We start from the raw sequence: 19,011 nt of genomic DNA on the forward strand, positions 1-19,011 counted from the left end.
GGTTTAATCCCTCAAAATGATTAAGTATTATTGCGGATTGGTATAAAATTAAGTTTCTGGTGAATTGATATAATATGCGCTTATGCTAAATGATACCCAACAAGCGCTTCGCGCTCACATCCAACAGTTGTTAGCAAATAAACAACTAAACGATGCACATCACCTACTTGTGCAGCGCCTAAAACAAAATCCTGAAGACCACGTTTGTTACTTTTTACTCAGCGAAGTCAACACCGCAGCTGGCGATATCACCAAAGCTATTAAGCTCCTTGAAAAAGCGCTAAGCCTAGCCCCTTTTGCTGTTTATCATTTAGCACTTGCCAAGTTATACGTACTGTTAGGCAAAGTAAGTAATGCAGCTGTGCATTATCAAAGCGCACTACAAACAGCTGGTTTTAGTGGCGCAGACTTTGATACATTAGCCAACATTGCGACCCGTTTAGGGCATTATGACGACGCTCTTAGCTTCCAACAAGCAGCCTACCAGCGCAATAAAGATAACCCACAAATTAGCTATAATTTGGCGGTGTGTTATAAAATTCACGGACTGTTCGATGAAGCTAAAAGCTTATTGCAGCAACTAACCACAAAGCAACCTAGCTTTTATCAAGCCCACTATTCGCAGGCTGAACTTAATACTGTTATAGATGCAGGGCAACATATCCAAAAACTTCAAGCCTTGGCGGATAAAGAAAAAAGCATTGTTGAACAGCAAGTGTATTTTCATAGTCTTGCCCTTAATTATGAGCACCTTAATGACTACAAAAATGCATTTAAATACTTTGCACTAAGTAAGCAAGCGATAGCCGGTAAACTTAACTATCAAGCAAGCCAACACCACCACTTTTGTCAAAAGCTCATTACTCAAAGCAAACAGCAAGCACCAGCTAGTAGTGACTCTGAGTTCTCACCCGTTTTTGTTGTTGGCCTGCCCCGCTCTGGCACAACCTTAGTTGAAAAAATCCTTAATCAAAGTACACAACTGCAAGGGGTTGGGGAGTTTAATGATATTGCGCAACTCATACAAGACGCCACGCAATCAGCTCGTGTGATTGACAGCGAAATGCTCGATAAGGCATATGAATCTGAGGCAATAAAAACAGCATTGGCTAGCTATCAACAGAGAGCCGAGCTGCTAAGTGACGGCCTAAGAAGTTGTGATAAACAGCCATTTAACTTTTACTATATTGATTTTATTTTAGCGGCTTTTCCTAATGCTAAAATCGTTTGTATGCAGCGGGGCTGGCAAGATTGCAGCATTGCCAATTTTAGGCAGATGTATAGCCCGCAAAGTGTGTTCCATCACTACAGTTTTACACTTGAAGATATTGCCTCATTCCATCAAGATTACTCGGCATTAGTCAGTCATTTTGCCAACAAGTATCCTGAGAACGTTTTTTTGCAAAGCTATGAGCAATTGGTGGCTGAGCCGACCCTACAAACGCAAAAGCTCTATGCGTTTTGTGATTTAAGCTGGCAGGAAAACTGCCTCACTTTTTATAAAAGCAATGCGGCATCAGCCACGGCGAGTAAAAAGCAAATTCGCCAGCCATTGAATAAAAACAGTATCGGCAGCTGGCAAAATTACGCTGAGTTTATTGGTGCGGACCTGTTTCAATGGGTAGGTCGTGACGAGCGCCCCACTCACTCCATGAGCCATCGTAAACACGTAAGTTAGCGTAACCGCATTCATCGGCACACAATGCAATTGCACAAGCGGTTACACCTGAACCACAGCTAAACTGCAACTGGGTGTGATGCGGCGCTATGTGTTGTTCAAATAATGCCTGCAATTCGCTAAGCGGTTTAAGCTCACCGTTATTTAGCACTGTTGCTAGAGATAAACTGCGACTATTTGGAATATGACCACTGCGCATACCTTCGCGCGGCTCAGCGTGTTCACCGGTAAAGCGCTCATAAGGGCGAGCATCGAGTGTTAGTGTGCTTTGTTCGTCAAGTGAGTTAAGTACTTGCTCAGCACTAATAAAGTAATCAGCACGCGGGCTGGCAACAAAATTGCCTTGACCATAAGCAGCTGAATAGCTTGCTTGTGTAGCAAAACCAAGTGCCTGCCACTTAGCTAAACCGCCACTTAACACTTTTACATTATCAAAGCCCATTGCTTTAAACATCCACCACGCACGCGCTGAACTGAATAAGCCTTGGTCTTCATAAATCACAACCAGAGAGTCTTGGTTAACCCCAGCAAGCTGCATATGTTCTGTGAACTGCCCGGTACTGCACATCATACTTGGTACAGGATTACTGTTATCTGCCAGCGTCTTTTTGAAATCAAAACGCTGTGCATTAGGCAGCATAGCCTTAGGTGCATACTCACCCGGTAAACCAGGGCGCACCATTCCTGCATCAAAGACAACCAAGTTATCCTGGTTTAAATGCTCGTTAAGCCATTCTGGCGAGACGATGTTCTTCATTAGCTTTCCTTTTGCGATAGCTGTGCAAATGTATCTTGTTGAGTTAAGCGTTTTTCGACCGCTTCAACATGCTCAGTTGTACATTCTTTCCAAACACCAGGCAAGCAATACACATGCTTTAAGTAGGTAAAAAACTTATCTCTCAGAATACTGTTGGTCTGCCAGCCATTTTGTAGTTTTTCCAAGCTTTTAATCAAGGCAGTTTGATCACTTGCGTGTAGTACGAGCTCATCAATGTTGTAACAAGCAAGCCCCAAGGTAATCACTTTTTTATCAAGTAATAAAGATTCTAAGCCAACTGTCGAGTTAATAGTTATAACGGCTTCAGCACCATTAATAAGTTCTCGAGTACAATTTCCGTTGGCAAAAACGGCAACATCATTTCTATCGTACAAGTGCTCATAGTGCTTATGCCATGAAGGATGTTCTTTAAAAACAACTTTAAGTTCTAGATCATTTAACTGTTTTACAGCTGAAACAACAGCATCGTAATACTCTTCCATTGACTTAAGCCAAGGAGAGTAACAAGCTATTTGAGTATCGTGTGGAACTTGAAATGGCACAAATAAGTATTTTTTGGGTAACTCGATTGCGTCAAACTTACAACGCTTTTTATGGTTCGCTCTAGGAATTAAATCAGGCGCAGAAAATGGCAACTTCCCCTGCGGATCAAAGTTTAAATAGAATTGACTATCTCGCGGTACAGAAGCCGCAAAATTAATACCTTTTGGATCTAAGCTTGTTGTTCCGGGCAGTAACCCATTTTCATAGTAATAGGTGGTCACTCCTAAAGCCTTAGCAGCCATACAAACAGTAACATTCGGTAATTTATTACCATTCCAAATGACTAAAGCTTGTGGCGATTCTGACTTCAATAAATCATAATACTTAGCGAACCTACACCGCTCCACCAGCAGCATCAAAGCAGAGTAACTTTTAATTATTAGCGGGTTATTCCATAAACTATTACGCGCTTGTTTACGTAATAGTTGCTCCGAGATTATTTTACTAAAATCAATTTGTATTGCCTTGCTAAAGTATTTAAGAGCAGTAAATCTAGGTAAGCCCATGCAGTGCACTTTACTCTTTAAAGGCAGTTTCCTAGTCAGTTCTTTGTAATAGCGGGCGTGCACATTGTTGCGAGAGATAAATAAAAAAGCCATATACACATCTTATTTTTGATTGAACGTAAGCGCATACAGCTATTTTATTAATTATAAATGACAGTTTGAAGGTTGCCTCACAACTTCTATTATTTCTGTTGTAGAGATAGAGGGAGTACGCTCTAAATAAGTTACATCACAAAGTTGGCTAAATTGATCAAATCGACCAGCCCAATCGTCCCCCATAACTAGCAAATGGGCTTGATGATCTTTTATATACTCACCTTTTAATTCTAGAGAATGCTCTACAAATACTTCGTCGACACACTTCAATGAACTAATAATTTTCAGCCTATCAGCTTCACTATATACGGGCTTTCGACCTTTCTTAGAGAAGTTTAGTTCATCGGAAGATACACCAACTATTAAATAATCTCCTAACGCTTTAGCTCGTTCTAATATATTGATGTGTCCCACATGAAAAATATCGAACGTACCAAATGTAATTACCCGTTTCATTGGTGCTCCTCTAAATAAGATACAATTCTCTTAGCAGAGTGACCATCCGTAATACCTGCCAGTTTATAGACTATTTCTTTTCTTTTTTCTTTAAATTCGGCTGTTTCGTTAACACTTGAAGTTAATAACTGCTTTAAATCTTTATAACTTCCTGCACGAGTACATAGCTCATTGAAGTATTTGATATCTTCATCAAGTCGAGCTTTTAACCTATAAGAAAAAATACCTCTGTAAGACCAGCGCAGCTTATAGAAATCACACCAGATAACAGGCTTTTCTAATGCTGCAAACTCAAATATGGCTGACGATGCATCAGAAATCATTATATCAGCAAGTTCTAAAAAAGGAGTAAGGTCAAAATCGAACTCATTAGCAAGGTAAACATTCTTAGCGCTAGCCCACTTCTCAAGCTTTAGGCGTTGTTTTTTATATTTTTTCTTAAACAAACTAAAGAAATGAGGCTTAACGATAATATTAAATTCATCAAAATGCTCAGGGAAATCATCGCTGAAACATTCTAAAGAACTCGGATAAAAAGTAGGCGCATACAGCAAAGTTTTTTTTGTTGGATCTAGGCCTAGATTTTTGAGGCTTATAGTACCAAGAGTCTGATTAAAAATAGGGTCTAATTTTGCGTAGCCGCTATCAATAAAGTTACCTTCAGGATAGAGTGTTTTTAAACGTTGAAGTCGGTGTTCACCTTCAACAAACCGCACTGTCATCTTGTTGTTCGATACGTCGTAATAACACTGTTTTGGGCCTATCCCATGCTGCATCAGTACAGTCTTTTTATTTAAATCCTCAGCACCTGCGAATGTATTGCCAAATACGACCCAATCTGCATCTGAGTTCTGATAAAAGTCAAAGGTTTCACTTGTGTTTGTTAACCACTTTGCAACTATTGCATTTTTATCTATAAAGTCACAGCATACTGCACGACTGCGCTCATCTTGTTCTTTATAAAAAACCATTGAGACTTTGTGGCCTTTTTCTTTTAACTCCTTTAAAACAGGCAGGTATTGTGGAATATAATATAGATGTTGAACATCAAAATATAACTGCATCATTTACAACTTAATAACTTAAATCAATAGCTATTGTACATAAATTACATTTTTGTTTCAGCCCACAATTAAAGTTTATATTAGCTAAATATCAATTACCTCAGGGCGCAGCGGTGCTAGGCGGCTAAGGATTTGATTTTGTACCGTTTGCGGGATCTGTTGTTCGTCCATAGCATTAATCAAAAGCTCTACCACACGGTTAAAGTCTTTTTCAGGGATATTCATTCCGGTGTGGATATCAACCATATTATCGCCTTTATATTCACAAGGACCGTCTGTGACGCTACACAAATGAGTAATAAAGCCTTGTCGAAAATGGGCGACATTCGTTTGTTTAAAATAAGCTAAAATTTGTTCGTCACGGCCTATTTGATTGATAAAACTATCAACCAGTTTTTCAACTCCTTGTTCGCCATTAATTTGCTGATACAAGGTGCTATTGTTGCTACTTGCACAACCAACTAACATAACGGCAAATACAAATGTAAAAAGTGTTTTCATCATTACCAATACCCTGTTACAGAAAGATACCAACCTGTTTGATCCTTAGCCCCAGCAATACTTCCTAAGTCTAACCAAGCAGCAGTCACGCTAACATACTTATTAGGAAACCAAGCAACAAACACATCCTGCCAATCTTGCTCCCCTAAGCCTAGGTTATTGGACTTTTCACGATACTCAACACCAACGGCTATTTGGTGGGTTAAAAACACAGCTGTCGATGCTTCAAATAACAATTCTTTATCGCTATCAGGGCCGCCAAAGCCTAACAAGCCAAGCTGATTAGCATCGCTATAACGAAAGGTGGTGTTCCAAAACCAGTTATACCCAGCAAGCGCGCCCAAATGTAGTTTACTAGCAGCAAGATATACGTCAGTACCGCTGGTGTCTTTGGCACCGAGTAGGTTTGCGATACTGCCGTCATCCAGTGATTTATGTTGCACACCCAAGCTCAGCTGCGGCCATTTACTGTAAACGATATCGCCGTATAAGCGCACTTTCGCTCCTGTAATTGATTGCTCAATATCGGTATTTAATGCCGGAACTTCGAAGCGTTGCTCTGCGTAACTAAATTCAACGCGATCATAAATATTTAGCTGCGCGCCACAAACATCTAAGCGGTAATCACTCACGTCTGCACGGCTGCAAAAACCATTTATTGCTATTTCATCATCACTTGCATAGCCTGCAAGTTGCGCCCAAGGGACAATACCACCACCCGCACTACCTTCAACTTGGGAGACTCCGGGCGTTGCTAATAATTTACCCGATGCAGCTAACCCTGAACTTGCAAAAGCAAGGCAAGTTAACCCAAATAACCAATTAAGACGCTTCATTGTACACCTCTAACCACTGCAAAAACTGCTCTGATTTTAGTGGCCTACTTAAATAATACCCTTGTGCATAATCGCATTTATTTTGCACTAAAATATCCAGTGAATTTTTGTTCTCAACCCCTTCAGCAACAACCGAAAAGCCCAGCTGATGACCTAGAGTAACCGTAGATTGCACTATGTATTGATCTTGACGAGACTGATCTAATTGCAAAATAAAACACTTATCAAGTTTTAGCTCATCAATCGGTAATGACTTTAAGCGCCCAAGCGATGTTTGCCCTACACCATAGTCATCCAACGAGATTTTAACCCCCAAGGTTTTGAGGTTTTCTAGCGCCTTAATACCTTGCTCTTCGTTCTCAATCATATCGCGTTCTGTAAGCTCAATTGTGATCAAGCGCCCATTAACAGCATGTTTTTCTAGCTGTTTAGCAAGGTGTGAGTAAAAGCTTGGGTATGCAATATCTTGCGCAGAAACATTAATTGCAGCCTGCATAGTAATACCTTGCTGTTGCCATGCTGCAACTTGCGACACTACGGTTTTAACAACCCAAGAAGTTAACTCAACAATCACCCCCGATTGCTCTGCTAAATCAATAAACAGTTCTGGTGAAACCCACTGACCGTCTTTGCGCTGCCAGCGGATTAACGACTCAACTTTATCAATGCTATTAGTTTTAATATTTAGTTTTGGCTGATAGGTCATGAACAGCTGACCGTCATCATCAACAAGGGCTTGCTTAAGTTCATCAATTATTGCTAGGCGCTCAAGATGTTCTTCGTCTTCACCTTCTTGATAATAATGAATAGTTTTATGCTCGCAAGATGCGGTATCAACAGCAATTAACGAGCGACGCATTAAATCCTCAGGGCTGACATTTTGCGAAAGGCAATGCACCACCCCAACACTAAAGCGTAACGTAATGTTTAAGCCTTGAATTAAGTAGCCAGCCTGTAACTGAGCAACTAACTTCATTACCGCATCTTTAAATTGTTTCGCTTCATCGGCTGGCAATAAAGTTAAAAATTCGTCACCGCCAATCCGAGCATTAACACCATTATGATGAGCTGAGTATTCACCAATCCGCTCAGCAACCGCTTTAAGACAATCATCGCCAATACGCGGGCCTAATTTATCATTGATATGGCGAAGGCCGCGGATATCTATAGCAACCAGTGTGTACTCAGCCCCTTCGGCAAACAAGTTTTCCATGTTTTCTAACATAGCAGAACGGGTATAAAAGCCAGTTAATGAATCATGGCTAGCTTGAAAACTTATTTGCTGTTCACGCTCTTTAATGTCGTTACCCATGTTGTTAAAGGCATCAATTAAGGTGGTGATTTCACTACTTTGCTTTTTACCTACAAATTCAGCTTTATAGTTGCCACGGGCAAATTGCTGCGCAAGTAAAGTAAGCTTTGAAAGCGGTGTTGTGAGATTTTTAGCTAAGATTCCACTGGTCAATACGCCTATCACAACCGTAATAGCAGCAAGCACAATAATGGTGAAAAACAGCTGTTCAAACTCACGATAACTCTGGGTTAAATCAGCACTTAATAGCACAGAAACTAGGTGTCCGGGCAAAGATGGAAGTTCAACCAGGCGGTTTCTATAGACCGGCTTTTCACCAAATATGCGCTGCGTTGTCTCGTTATTAAAATGCGCTAATACAGAGGTGCTTTGTGGTTGCTTGGGCAGCGATGTCTCTACCACACCATCATCTTCACCAATAAAACTCACATCCATTGTGGTGAGGTTTTTAAGCTCTGCAGCAACAAGGTCGTTAATCTCGAACCCCACTAAACTGTAGGCAACAGTTCGAGGTGCGCGCACCGGCAGTAAAATAACTTGGTAAAGGGTTTGATCAAGTACAATGAAATTTGATTGCTCAGCATCAATGAGTAATTCATTCATCAATGCAGAAAACTCATCTGGCCTATGATTAAATTCAGTATTTGCTGAGACCAATTGCCCTGATAAATCCACAAGCAACATCAAATCAGCATTTATTCGACGACTGTGGTTATTCAATACACTACTAATGGTATCGGCGTCTTGAGTTGCGACCGCTTGTTTAAAGCCAAAATCTGCGGTCAGCACCTTTGCAGCAGTTAATAGCAGGCTCTCTTTTGCGCTTAAATATTGCTTAAAAACATTTTCAGCGACATTAATATCTTCACGCAACTTTTGATCATTAAAGCGATTTGTCGACCACCAAGAGCTCGCTAAACTGACTAAACTAGTTAATAAAACCAGGCTTACGCATAAGGCTATGATCCGCCCTCTTAAACTATGAATCATTATCTGCCTTAAACATCTCACCAAACGTATTACGCGGTGCAGGTTCATTCGTATTAATTGTAATATCAGCGACTTGCTCAGTTACAGTGACTGATAATTTTTTATTGATTTCACTTGCTTGGTTTGGGTGCCAAATCGTTATACTAGTTGGAACAGTAATACCTTTTAATTGTACTTTACCATCCTCTGCTGTTTTTAGTGTATTAGCGCTATTTGCGACATAGATATAACCCACCATAGAGTCGTGAATATTACAGCCTAAGACTACAACCCCGGTGTTATCAAACAACTCAGGCTTTTCTGGACGGTCAGCGTAAAGCTTAATATTAAAAGGTTTAGCACTTGAAAAAGAATAAACATGATGGCGAATATTATCGCTATTAGGAAAATCAACAGACTGCCCTTGCTGTATCACCAATACATTAGGTGAAAACTGCTTATTTACCTGATCCATCACAGCAACGGGTAATTGCGTGCTCGGTAAGTTCGCATTATTTTCTAATTCGATTACAGCATCAGCCAAAGGCTTACCAAATTGATCACGAACGGTAAATGAAATATCAGCAGCGAATGCAGTTGCTGCGCTGCACAGAACTACAAAAGAACATACCGTGCGAGCACAGTGCGCAAAAAACGTCATAATTGAACCTTGCTTAGCCTAGTTTGCTAATAAGTATAGATTAATCTTAGCTTAAGTTAATGAGAGAGGGTATGAAAAGCAAGAAAAAAGCCAAGCAGTTTTAGTAGAAAACCAACTTGGCTTTAATAATATTGACTTAGAGCATATCTAAGTTAAAAAAATAGCAATTAATTGTGCTTAATTAAGCCGTATTCTTTATCTAAAATAGCGATTACTTCACTACGAGGGTCGCTTGGAATAGTAATTTCTTGACCAATGATTTTACTCGCAATGCCAACGTAAGTATCAGACACTTCAAGCATCACTGATTCTGGCAAGGTGTAGTCTTTAGCAAGCTGCTCACGCTCGTCCATGCGATCTTTATTTAATAACACATCGCTGTCTGGCACGTTATTAATTAATAACTGGCGGAAACCCTCTTTTGAGTTTTCAATGATTTTACCGTCACGGTAAGCTGGGCCATCCCAGATACGTGATGAATCAGGCGTGCCTACTTCATCAATGTAGATAAGCTTATCTGAACCATCAATGTCTTCAACATAACCAAATTCAAATTTAGTATCGACAAAGATTTGGTCAAGCTGCGCAAGTTCATCACTGATCAGCTTAAAGCCTTCAACAAGTAGTTGCTCATATTTAGCCACATCGTCTTCAGACTTGAAGTTAAAAACAGATAGGTTATTAGTGATGTTTTCACGAGTAATGTTCACATCATCTACTTCAGGAATGTCAGTAACACCTGTGATAATGCCTTTCGTTGATGGCGTAATTAAAACTTCATCTAGCTTTTGGTTCGCAGCTAGTCCCTCTGGTAAGTCAATACCACAGAAATTACGCGTGCCTTTCGCATAATCACGCCACATACTGCCAGTAATATATTGGCGAGCAATGGCTTCAACTTTTACAGTACTTGCTTTACGCACAATCCATACATAAGGGTGTGGAATATCAACAATATGGTTACCAGCAAGGCCTGCTTTATCAAATAACTTAAACCAATGAGATGCCACAGAGTTTAGCGCGATGCCTTTACCAGGAACACCATTTAAACCGTTTTCACCTTGCCAAATACAATCAAACGCAGAAATACGGTCAGAAATAACCATAATAGCTAGCTCAGTTCCTTTTGGAACTTGATAACCTTTGTCATTAATTAAACGAGCGCTGTCTTCATCAGTTAACCAATAAACTGAACGCACTTTACCACTGTGTACCGCACCTTTAGTACGGATCGGTAAATCATCGTTTACGTCTAAAACTTTATAGCTAGTCATGCTATCTCCGATAGTATTTGGCATGCTCTTGTGAGCACATGTATGGGATTGGGGTTATGGCCGCCTATAATAATCTAGACGCTTTGAAAGCTCAATCATTGCACTATCATCAGCAGCCTGCGGATGTAATAAAAACCATAAAAATTTAAACTTTCAGTAATTTTGCTGTCATAAACATTATTTCGCTATACTAGTGCCCTCGAAATAGGAGGTTTTCTTGGATTACTTAGCAGCTACCGCAGAAAAAAAATATTTAATGTTTATTTCGCAGAACTATTCGTACGCGATCTTACGCCCATTGCAACGGGAGATTTTAGCTCGTGGTGGTGAAGTTAAATGGTTTTTACATGGGAAAACTGTAAATCGTGATTTTCTTGATGAAAGCGAGCAAACCTTAGATAGCGTTGATGCTATACACGATTGGCAACCCGATGTACTTTTTGCACCTTCTAATAGTATTCCCACTTTTATACCTGGCGTTAAAGTTGGTGTATTCCATGGCTTTGATGCGGGGAAGTTAAATAGCAAAGGCCAAAATGACCATTTTAAAGTTAGAGGTTGTTTTGATTTGTACTGTACGCAAGGTCCAAATACTACTGCACCTTTCCAAGCTTTAGCTAATAAGCATGGCTTTTTTCAAGTAAAAGAAACCGGCTGGCCAACACTCGATCCTTTTTTTAGTGAGATTGAAAACAATCCGTATAAAAACCCAGACGACAACAGAAAAACACTCTTAATTTGTTCGACTTTTTCAAAACGCCTGTCTCTTGCACCTAAATTATACGAACAAATAAAAGCATACAGTGAGCAAGGAAAGTGGCGAATTTTGGTGCAATTTCACCCGAAAATGCCAAGCGAGCTTGTTGAACAATACAAGGCTCTACAAAACGAAAACCTAACCTTTGTCGAGACAGATAATGTATTACCGCTGTTGCAAGCAGCGGATGTCATGCTGTGTGATACCTCATCCATTTTGCTTATGTTTATCTTACAAAGAAAGCCTGTCGTAACTTTCTGCAATCAAGCACCTGGCGAACATCTTATTGATATTACAGATGTCAATAAACTAACTGAAGCGATTGATTATGCCTTCACACAGCCTGCTGAATTAATGGCGAAAATTGAGCACTTCTGCCAGCAACTGCATCCATATCAAGACGGCTTATCGAGTCAACGTGTACTTGCTGCTAGCAATGAATTACTATTGAGCAATCCTGCACTTAAGCCGAAACCACGTAATTTTATTCGTAATTTTAAAATGCGTAGAAAATTAAATTACTGGCGATGGTAACAATTCATAGGTCGTTATGATCACGCTTGAAAATGTGCTTTTTAAATGGCACGCAAAACAACCCGAGCCGACGATCAATATTACTAAGCTAGATATTGATCAAGGCGAACATGTTTTTCTTCACGGTCCGAGTGGTTGTGGTAAATCAACGTTATTATCATTGCTTGCTGGCGTCACAGTGCCAACACAGGGCAATATCGAGCTGCTTGGTAAAGCGATTAACCAACTTAGTAATAGTAAACGGGACCGTTTTCGTGCCGACCATATTGGCTATATTTTTCAAAACTTTAATTTACTACCTTATCTATCGCCTATTGAAAATGTGACTTTAGGTTGCCAATTTTCAAAGCAAAGGCAAAAAAACGCATTAAAAAATAGTGCAACAATAGCCGCTGAAGCAAGCCGCTTACTGAGCGCTTTAGGGCTAAATGATAACTTGCAGCATCAAGCAGTTGCACAGCTGAGTATTGGCCAGCAACAAAGAGTTGCCGCAGCGCGAGCCTTTATTGGCAGCCCTGAAATTATTATTGCAGATGAACCTACCTCAGCACTCGACACACAAAATCGCCAAGCATTCGTAAAATTGTTATTTGAGCAGGCAAGCGCAGCAAATAGCACGCTAATTTTTGTTAGCCATGATGAAACATTACAAACGCTATTTACCCGCAGTATCAGCCTTGTTGAGTTACAAGGAGGCACAGATGCTACTCATTAAACTCGCCACAAAAAGTTTATTAAACCGAAAGGCCAGCGCCCTACTCACCCTATTTACAATTGCTATCAGCGTAATGTTATTGATGTCGATTGAGCGGGTTCGAGTTGATGCTAAAAGTAGCTTTAGCAATACAATTTCTGGCACTGATTTAATTGTCGGTGCGCGTACCGGTGATATCCAGTTGCTGCTGTCTTCGGTATTTCGCATTGGTCATGCTAATAATGGCGTGAGTTGGAAAAGTTACCAATACATCTCAGGGCAACGGGGTGTGAAATGGGCTATTCCTATGTCACTTGGCGACAGCCATAAAGGTTTAGCTGTACTTGGTACAAATAAAGACTATTTTGAGCACTATCGCTTTGCTAAAAAGCAGTCGTTGAGCTTTTCACAAGGTCATGAGTTTAATCACTTATTTGAGGTTGTATTAGGTGCTGAGGTTGCCAATACCCTTGGCTATCAGCTTGGTGACGAAGTAGTGATTGCGCACGGCATGGGCAATACCAGCTTTCATAATCATGACGATAACCCATTTAAAGTGGTCGGTATTTTAAATCCAACGGGCACGCCTGTTGATAAAACCCTGCATATTCCACTTGCAGCAATTGAAGCGATTCATGGTGGTCATGCTCATCAGCATGAAGCCGCTCAGGCTGATGCAAATGACCACGACCACGACCACGACCACGACCAGCATGATGATGTTGATTTAGTTGGCACACCAAAACAAATAACCGCTTTTTTACTTGGTTTCGATTCACCTCTTTATACCTTACAAGTACGTCGTAATATCAACCAATACAAAGATGAGGCACTGCTTGCCATCATGCCGGGGGTTACTTTGCGTGAACTATGGGAAATGCTCTCTATCGTTGAAAAAATATTGCTATTATTTTCTATCGTCGTGGTGCTGATCAGTTTGCTTGGCATGTTAACGAGCCTGCTTTCAAGCCTCAATCAACGCCGCAGAGAACTTGCAATTTTGCGCTCTGTTGGCGCAAGACCTTGGCATATTTTCACCTTGATCAGTGTCGAATCATTACTCATTACAGGGCTTGGCTGCATTGTTGGTATCGCATTATTCTATGCTTTAATGCTACTCGGCGCAGATTACTTGCAAAGCCATGCCGGAATAAGCCTAAATATAGCCTTATTGTCATCCTATGAACTCATGCTTTTAGCTGCGATAATGGTTGCAGGCTTTATTGTTGGGTTAATTCCCGCAACTCGCGCGTATTTCTACTCTCTTGCTGATGGTATGAGTATTAAAATTTAAGGAATGTTATGCCTTTTTTTCGAAAATTCGTCGCTTTAGTCGCATTAGTTGTGTGTGCTGGAGCTAATGCTGGCGCACCTAAAGAAATCTTCTGGGAAGATTTAATTCCAAAAGGTCATGTCCAAATCGACACCCAAGCGCAAGCAAACCATGAAGGCTCTGAACAAAACTGGGTGCAACCAGACCTTGATGCTCCCGTGGTAAAAGAACTTAATGGTCAATCAGTAAGTTTGCCTGGTTTTGTTGTTCCCCTTGAAGGCGACAGCGAAGTGATCACCGAGTTCTTATTGGTGCCTTATTTTGGTGCCTGTATTCACGTACCACCACCGCCGCCAAACCAAATTGTGCATGTCACGATTAAAGACGGCGTACCAATCGAAAGCCTCTACGATGCGATTGTCGTGACAGGCGTTATCAGCACCGAAACCTGGTCTGGTGAAATTGCCCAAGTCGGCTATAAAATGAAAGCCGTCGGTGTAGCACCATTTGAGTTATAAGTTTTAAAGAGCATGTTTTTGCATGCTCTTTAAATTAATCCACCACTTTTTCTTTTTCTAGTTCCTGTTCGCTTAATTCATACCACCCGCCACCAAGGGCTTTATAAAGCGTTGCTAGGCTTTGCAGACGATCATTTTTTGCCTGCGATAACGCAATTTCTGCCGAAAATAACTGGCGCTGTGCATCCATTAAATCAAGGGAGCTGGCAACACCATTGCTATATCTTAGGCGTGCTAAGCGATAGTAATCTTGGCTACTGAGCACCAAGCTTCTTTGCGCATCATAGCTTTTTTCTGCCGACTGATAGTTCGAAAGCTGATTGCTCACTTCTTGCAGTGCCACCAGCACTATTTTCTGATATTGAATACTTGCCTGATAAGCTCGTTGTTCCGCCACCGTTAAATTTGCCTGATTGCGCCCCATATTAAATATTGGCATTAAAAGCTCTGAGCCCAGCAACCAAACCTGCGAATTACTGGCTAGCAAATCACTAAAATCAGTACTTTCACTGCCATATTCGGCATACAACTTAAGTTTTGGGAATAAGGCCGCTTTTGCGACCCCAATTTCAGCCATGGCCGCTTGCCATTGATACATTGCTTGCTGCACATCTGGTCTACGCTTTAACAGTTCACTAGGTAGTCCTGTGGGTAATTGCTTAGGAAGGGTTTGCACAGATAACTCATTCCCCCCTTGCACATCAGCATTGGCATCACCAATCAAAAACTTTAACTGATTAATAATCCGCCTTTCACTGTGCTGTAAAGGAGGGATCTTCACTTTCGCTGACTCTAATTCAACCTCGGCTTGGCGCTGTTCTAGCCCTGAAATAATACCGCCTTTTTTACGAATACGCGCAATTTCAAGCTCCTTCTCGCGAAGCTTAATCGTACTCAGGCTAATTTTTAATTGCTCTTCAACTTCTTTGAGGGCAAAAAACTGCTGAGCAACATCAGCAATCAAGGCGAGCTGCAACGCGTTTCTTGCTTGCTCTTGGCTATAATAATTTGCCAGTGCGGCTTCGCTTGCGCGTCGGTTACTACCAAATAAATCTAGCTCCCAACTTAAGTAACCTTTTAAATCAAAGGTATTTTCTGGGCTGCTATTAAGCTCTTCTTCTCGCTCTGAAGTAAGCCCTACATTCACATCAGGCCATAAAGCGGCATCCGTAATTCGATACCGAGCTCGCGCTTCAATAATTTTCGATTGCGCAATTAACATATCTTGGTTGTTAAGAAGCGCTTGGCTAATCAGCTTTTGCAAATGAGGGTCGCTATAAATTTGCTTCCAGCCCGCTAAAGCCTCCGATTGTGGCGTTGCTGTTGCGCCCATAAAATTAGCAACTTCACTATGCTCAGGTGCTTCAAAATCAGGCCCTACAGCACAGCCTTGAATGCAGGAGAAACAAAGCATTGGTAACAATTTATGCATCGACTTGCTCCTCTACTACTTTAGAGGCCGGTGTTTGCTGTTTTTTTACAAAGCGTGCAGCGGTAATAAAAAACAGCGGCACTAATATTATGCCGATAGAGCTTGCCAGTAACATCCCCCCTAAAATAGGCATAGATACTGACTGTCGACCAACCGCTCCGGGGCCAGAAGCAAGTACTAACGGCAATACACCAAGCACAAAAGAGGCTGCAGTCATTAATATAGGCCGAAAGCGAGAACGGGCGGCTTCTATTGCTGCATCAGCGGCATCCATCCCCTCCTGATAAAGCTGATTTGCCACCTCAACAATCAAAATTGAGTTCTTTGCCGCAAGGCCAATCAAGGCAATAAAGGCGACTTGAAAGAATAAATTGTTTTCATGCCCCGTCACAAAGGTCAATACAGAGGCTCCCAACATAGCAATCGGGCTTATTAGTAGTACAGCAAACGGCAAACTCCAACTTTCATAGAGCGCCGCTAAAAATAAAAATACAAACACAATAGCAAGGCTGATAGCGATACTTAGCTGACCCGATGAGCGAATTTCTTGATAGGTTAATCCTGTCCATTCATAGCCAAGGTTAGGCGGTAGTTTTGCCATTTCTTCTTTAATTACGTTAATTACATCACCCGATGCATAGCCTTCAGCTGGCGATACATTCACCATGGCACTGGTAAACATATTAAAGCGATTTATTGCAGACGGACCGGTTGTTAAATTTAGCTTAGCAAGCACATTTGATGGCACCATTGCGCCATTTTTTGAACGCACATAAAATTCGTTGAGGTTTTCAGGGCGTGCCCTAAATTCATCTTCAGCCTGAACTTTAACCCGATAAACGCGACCAAATAAATTAAAGTCATTAATTGTTGATGAGCCAGTAAGCACTTTCATTGTGCTGTAAACATCAGCAATCGGCACCTCTAATGCCATGGCTTTTTCTCTATCTAATTCCAAAAACAGCTGGGGTACTGAGCCACGCAGTGAGCTACTTGCTTTAGCAACTTCAGGGCGGTTATTTAAATTTGCCAGCAGTACCTCGAGCGATTCAACCAGACTCGTTAAGTTGCCCCCTGTTTTTTCTTGCAGCGCAAACTCAACACCAGAGCCCGAACCAAGCCCCGCCACAGCCGATGGCTGAAACACATTAAATTCAGCATCGGGAATGGCGTAGAGCTGCTTACGTATATCATTCATCACACTTGTGACCGTAAAACCTTGCTCTGCACGCACTTGCCAAGGCTTTAAAATCACCTCCATTTGACCATGTGATTGCGCACTACCAGCACGGCGGTTTTCACCCGCTAGCGTGAATGAATAAGCCACCCCAGCATGGCTCATAACAAATTGGTTAGCTTTACTTATCACCTCATTGGTACGTGAGACCGTTGCCGCATCTGGCAAGGTAATATCAACAAAAAAGCGTCCTTGATCTTCTTGCGGCATAAAGCTACTTGGTAATTGGCTAAACACAAAGTAACAGCCACCTATCATTATAAAAAAGCCAATATAACTACGTTTTGCTTTTTCAGAGCATGCCTTTACAAGCCAAGTGTATTTTTCGCCAACACTTTCAAGCCAGTTATTAAATTTATTAAAAATCTTAATCTTTGATGGGGCGCTAGGTTTTAAGAAAATCGCACATAAAGCAGGGCTCAAGGTTAGCGCAACTAGGGTCGAAATGAGTACCGCAACGGTAATTGCAATCGCAAACTCTCGGTACATAATGCCCGTAATACCGGCTAAAAATGACACCGGCACAAACACCGCTGCCAGTACTAAAGAGGTTGCCACTATGGCGCCAGAAAGCTCTGTCATCGCTTGCTTAGTAGCAGCAACGACCTCCATATTTTGCTCATTGATCAGTCGCTCAACACTTTCGACTACAACAATCGCATCATCAACGACGATGCCGATTGCCAATACCATAGCCAATAAACTGACATTGTTTATGGTAAATCCAAATGCAGCCAAGGCGATAAAGGTACCCACTATCGACACTGGCACAGCCAAAGCGGGTATTAAAGTTGTTCGCCAGTTTTGCAAAAATAAATACACCACTAAAATCACTAAGATAAGCGCTTGAATAAGGGTATTGATCACCTCATTAATCGACAGCTTGATGAACTCAGAGGCATCATAAAATAACTGCCATTTCACACCCTTCGGAAAAGCTGCGCTCAGGCGATCCATCTCAGCCTTAACGCGCTCTGTAACCGCTAATGCATTAGAGCCTGGTAACATATAAACCTGCAAAATAGTGGCGGGCTGTTCATTTAGTTTTGAATTTAAAGTGTACGCTGACGACGCCAACTCAACCCTTGCAACATCTCGCAAACGGATCATCGAGCCATCACTATTCACTCGCAGCATAATGTTATTAAACTCATCCACCTTATTAAGCCGACCTTGTGCTCGTACCGGAAAGTTAAGCTTAATTGCATCGCTCATTGGCTGAGCGCCAATCTCCCCAGCAGCGGCCTCTTTATTTTGTGCTTTGATTGCTGCGGTCACATCATTCACGGTTAACTCGTAGCCCGCTAAAATATCAGGCTTTAACCAGACCCGCATAGCATATGAACGCGAGCCGGTGTTTCGCACTTTGCCAACCCCCGGAACACGCTTTAAAGCCGCCTCTACATTGATGCTAGCGTAGTTACTCAAATAGATTTCGTCATAGCGTGGGTCATCAGAGGTCAGTGCCAGTTTCAACAGCTCAACGGAACTTTCATTAGAGACATTCACCCCTTCAGTTTGCACATCAACAGGTAAATTACTGCCTGCTTGGCTTGCGGTGTTTTGAACATCAACAAGGGCGAGATCTGGGTCGGTGCCAACATCAAAGGTGAGTGTGATCCCAACACTGCCAGAGTTAGTTGCCTTTGACTCCATATACAACATATTCGGTGTGCCATTTAATTCTTGCTCAAGAGGAATGGCTACCGACTCAGATGCGGTCTCTGCCGTTGCGCCGGGGAATGAAGCAGACACTTTAACCGACGGCGGAGCAATATCTGGGTATTGATCAATGGGTAGGGTAAAGAGCGAGACCAAGCCTGTGAGTAAAATAACTAACGAAATAACGATAGCAAACACTGGACGCTTGATAAAAAAATGCGAAAACATAG

Annotated in this window: 16 protein-coding genes; 5 read left to right on the top strand and 11 right to left on the bottom strand. The window is 41.5% G+C overall.

Going from position 1 to position 19,011, the window contains the following annotated elements:
* Positions 1-82 precede the first annotated feature (82 nt).
* On the top strand, positions 83-1,678 hold the full coding sequence (locus tag AOG26_RS02145; RefSeq protein ID WP_082401546.1) for a tetratricopeptide repeat-containing sulfotransferase family protein: 1,596 nt from the start codon (positions 83-85) through the stop codon (positions 1,676-1,678).
* Here the strand turns inward: AOG26_RS02145 and AOG26_RS02150 are convergent.
* From AOG26_RS02150 to AOG26_RS02190, 9 genes are all read right to left on the bottom strand, one after another.
* Positions 1,596-2,435: a sulfurtransferase gene (locus tag AOG26_RS02150; RefSeq protein ID WP_054561008.1), complete on the bottom strand. Its 840-nt coding sequence runs from the start codon at positions 2,433-2,435 to the stop codon at positions 1,596-1,598. The two genes, AOG26_RS02145 and AOG26_RS02150, sit on opposite strands and share 83 nt — an antisense overlap.
* The gene (locus tag AOG26_RS02155; RefSeq protein WP_054561009.1) at positions 2,435-3,598 is read right to left on the bottom strand and encodes a capsular polysaccharide export protein, LipB/KpsS family; all 1,164 of its coding nucleotides are present in this window, start codon (positions 3,596-3,598) and stop codon (positions 2,435-2,437) included. Before AOG26_RS02155 ends, AOG26_RS02150 begins: the two co-directional genes overlap by 1 nt.
* A gap of 51 nt (positions 3,599-3,649) precedes the next feature.
* On the bottom strand, positions 3,650-4,057 hold the full coding sequence (locus AOG26_RS02160; protein WP_054561010.1) for an adenylyltransferase/cytidyltransferase family protein: 408 nt from the start codon (positions 4,055-4,057) through the stop codon (positions 3,650-3,652).
* A complete protein-coding gene (locus AOG26_RS02165; protein ID WP_327077752.1) occupies positions 4,054-5,124 on the bottom strand; it encodes a CDP-glycerol glycerophosphotransferase family protein in 1,071 nt (356 codons plus the stop codon). Before AOG26_RS02165 ends, AOG26_RS02160 begins: the two co-directional genes overlap by 4 nt.
* 81 nt (positions 5,125-5,205) lie before the next feature.
* Positions 5,206-5,625 carry a group I truncated hemoglobin gene (locus AOG26_RS02170; protein ID WP_054561011.1) on the bottom strand — a complete coding sequence of 140 codons (420 nt, stop codon included), beginning with the start codon at positions 5,623-5,625 and terminating at the stop codon, positions 5,206-5,208.
* A complete protein-coding gene (locus AOG26_RS02175) occupies positions 5,625-6,458 on the bottom strand; it encodes a DUF3034 family protein (RefSeq protein WP_054561012.1) in 834 nt (277 codons plus the stop codon). Before AOG26_RS02175 ends, AOG26_RS02170 begins: the two co-directional genes overlap by 1 nt.
* On the bottom strand, positions 6,445-8,760 hold the full coding sequence (locus AOG26_RS02180) for a bifunctional diguanylate cyclase/phosphodiesterase (RefSeq protein ID WP_054561013.1): 2,316 nt from the start codon (positions 8,758-8,760) through the stop codon (positions 6,445-6,447). Before AOG26_RS02180 ends, AOG26_RS02175 begins: the two co-directional genes overlap by 14 nt.
* Positions 8,750-9,400 (bottom strand): methylamine utilization protein, encoded by a 651-nt coding sequence (locus AOG26_RS02185; protein WP_054561014.1) that lies wholly within the window; start codon positions 9,398-9,400, stop codon positions 8,750-8,752. The genes AOG26_RS02180 and AOG26_RS02185 overlap by 11 nt, the downstream gene beginning before the upstream one ends.
* 167 nt (positions 9,401-9,567) lie before the next feature.
* A complete protein-coding gene (locus AOG26_RS02190; protein WP_054561015.1) occupies positions 9,568-10,674 on the bottom strand; it encodes a phosphoribosylaminoimidazolesuccinocarboxamide synthase in 1,107 nt (368 codons plus the stop codon).
* A gap of 217 nt (positions 10,675-10,891) precedes the next feature.
* Between AOG26_RS02190 and AOG26_RS02195 the strand changes: the two genes are divergently transcribed.
* Genes AOG26_RS02195 through AOG26_RS02210 form a run of 4 tightly spaced genes read left to right on the top strand, consistent with a single transcriptional unit; the run spans position 10,892 to position 14,450 of the window.
* Positions 10,892-11,965, top strand: a complete 1,074-nt coding sequence (locus AOG26_RS02195) for a CDP-glycerol glycerophosphotransferase family protein (RefSeq protein WP_235575455.1) — start codon at positions 10,892-10,894, stop codon at positions 11,963-11,965.
* Between the two features lie 16 nt (positions 11,966-11,981).
* Positions 11,982-12,680 carry an ABC transporter ATP-binding protein gene (locus tag AOG26_RS02200; RefSeq protein WP_054561016.1) on the top strand — a complete coding sequence of 233 codons (699 nt, stop codon included), beginning with the start codon at positions 11,982-11,984 and terminating at the stop codon, positions 12,678-12,680.
* Positions 12,667-13,953 (top strand): ABC transporter permease, encoded by a 1,287-nt coding sequence (locus tag AOG26_RS02205; RefSeq protein ID WP_054561017.1) that lies wholly within the window; start codon positions 12,667-12,669, stop codon positions 13,951-13,953. The genes AOG26_RS02200 and AOG26_RS02205 overlap by 14 nt, the downstream gene beginning before the upstream one ends.
* Positions 13,954-13,961: 8 nt before the next feature.
* Positions 13,962-14,450, top strand: coding sequence for a DUF3299 domain-containing protein (locus AOG26_RS02210; protein ID WP_054552700.1), 489 nt, complete (start codon positions 13,962-13,964; stop codon positions 14,448-14,450).
* A gap of 34 nt (positions 14,451-14,484) precedes the next feature.
* Here AOG26_RS02210 and AOG26_RS02215 read toward each other — a convergent pair whose 3' ends face one another.
* Entirely contained in the window at positions 14,485-15,882 is a 1,398-nt protein-coding gene (locus AOG26_RS02215) for an efflux transporter outer membrane subunit (RefSeq protein WP_054561018.1), read from the bottom strand.
* On the bottom strand, positions 15,875-19,009 hold the full coding sequence (locus AOG26_RS02220) for an efflux RND transporter permease subunit (protein WP_054561019.1): 3,135 nt from the start codon (positions 19,007-19,009) through the stop codon (positions 15,875-15,877). The genes AOG26_RS02215 and AOG26_RS02220 overlap by 8 nt, the downstream gene beginning before the upstream one ends.
* Positions 19,010-19,011: the final 2 nt, after the last annotated feature.

Origin of the sequence: Pseudoalteromonas sp. UCD-33C (assembly GCF_001306895.1) — a bacterium.
Classification (GTDB): Bacteria; Pseudomonadota; Gammaproteobacteria; order Enterobacterales; family Alteromonadaceae; genus Pseudoalteromonas.

Coding starts and splice junctions, on each gene's coding strand:
- AOG26_RS02175 (WP_054561012.1), bottom strand. CDS start 6,458: ATGAAGCGTCTTAATTGGTTATTTGGGTTAACTTGCCTTGCTTTTGCA.
- AOG26_RS02205 (WP_054561017.1), top strand. CDS start 12,667: ATGCTACTCATTAAACTCGCCACAAAAAGTTTATTAAACCGAAAGGCC.
- AOG26_RS02215 (WP_054561018.1), bottom strand. CDS start 15,882: ATGCATAAATTGTTACCAATGCTTTGTTTCTCCTGCATTCAAGGCTGT.
- AOG26_RS02220 (WP_054561019.1), bottom strand. CDS start 19,009: ATGTTTTCGCATTTTTTTATCAAGCGTCCAGTGTTTGCTATCGTTATT.
- AOG26_RS02190 (WP_054561015.1), bottom strand. CDS start 10,674: ATGACTAGCTATAAAGTTTTAGACGTAAACGATGATTTACCGATCCGT.
- AOG26_RS02145 (WP_082401546.1), top strand. CDS start 83: ATGCTAAATGATACCCAACAAGCGCTTCGCGCTCACATCCAACAGTTG.
- AOG26_RS02200 (WP_054561016.1), top strand. CDS start 11,982: ATGATCACGCTTGAAAATGTGCTTTTTAAATGGCACGCAAAACAACCC.
- AOG26_RS02210 (WP_054552700.1), top strand. CDS start 13,962: ATGCCTTTTTTTCGAAAATTCGTCGCTTTAGTCGCATTAGTTGTGTGT.
- AOG26_RS02185 (WP_054561014.1), bottom strand. CDS start 9,400: ATGACGTTTTTTGCGCACTGTGCTCGCACGGTATGTTCTTTTGTAGTT.
- AOG26_RS02155 (WP_054561009.1), bottom strand. CDS start 3,598: ATGGCTTTTTTATTTATCTCTCGCAACAATGTGCACGCCCGCTATTAC.
- AOG26_RS02180 (WP_054561013.1), bottom strand. CDS start 8,760: ATGATTCATAGTTTAAGAGGGCGGATCATAGCCTTATGCGTAAGCCTG.
- AOG26_RS02160 (WP_054561010.1), bottom strand. CDS start 4,057: ATGAAACGGGTAATTACATTTGGTACGTTCGATATTTTTCATGTGGGA.
- AOG26_RS02165 (WP_327077752.1), bottom strand. CDS start 5,124: ATGATGCAGTTATATTTTGATGTTCAACATCTATATTATATTCCACAA.
- AOG26_RS02150 (WP_054561008.1), bottom strand. CDS start 2,435: ATGAAGAACATCGTCTCGCCAGAATGGCTTAACGAGCATTTAAACCAG.
- AOG26_RS02170 (WP_054561011.1), bottom strand. CDS start 5,625: ATGATGAAAACACTTTTTACATTTGTATTTGCCGTTATGTTAGTTGGT.